This window comes from Burkholderia sp. BE12 (assembly GCF_002959955.1).
GTDB lineage: Bacteria > Pseudomonadota > Gammaproteobacteria > Burkholderiales > Burkholderiaceae > Burkholderia.
In genome coordinates, this window is sequence record NZ_PREY01000087.1 from 1 (window position 1) to 545 (window position 545).

At 51.6% G+C, this 545-nt stretch carries 2 tRNA genes and 1 rRNA gene; all 3 read right to left on the reverse strand.

What is annotated here, in order from left to right:
- Positions 1-207: 207 nt before the first annotated feature.
- Positions 208-283 (reverse strand) — tRNA-Ala (locus C4B30_RS35020).
- A 39-nt stretch (positions 284-322) separates the two neighbouring features.
- Positions 323-399: transfer RNA gene (locus C4B30_RS35025), tRNA-Ile, on the reverse strand.
- 64 nt (positions 400-463) lie between these two features.
- Positions 464-545 (reverse strand): 16S ribosomal RNA (locus C4B30_RS35030); the annotation flags it as partial.

Below are 545 nucleotides of genomic sequence, written 5' to 3' on the forward strand. Positions count from 1 at the left end.
GTTCGAATCATCTTGAGATACATCGATACAATCACAACCCGGATAACTTCCACGTCCATCTCAAGACGCTTCCGCTATCCAAATTACTTACTTCTTCCAGATTGTTAAAGAACGACAGCCGATATCGCTTGATATCCTCTGACTGGCTCAATCGCCAATGCAAAATTCTCGGTTCAGTCTCTGAACCAAGCCCTTAGCGTTGGTGATTGGTGGAGGCAGACGGGATCGAACCGACGACCCCCTGCTTGCAAAGCAGGTGCTCTCCCAGCTGAGCTATGCCCCCATTGAGTACAGATGCCTCAGGTGTGTTACCGCCAGACAATGGTGGGTCTGGTTGGATTCGAACCAACGACCCCCGCCTTATCAAGACGGTGCTCTAACCGACTGAGCTACAGACCCCTGAGTCTGTCTTTAATTTACAGCCGATAAGCGTGAGCGCTCAACTTGCGCGAGATAGCTCTGGAAAGGAGGTGATCCAGCCGCACCTTCCGATACGGCTACCTTGTTACGACTTCACCCCAGTCATGAATCCTACCGTGGTGACC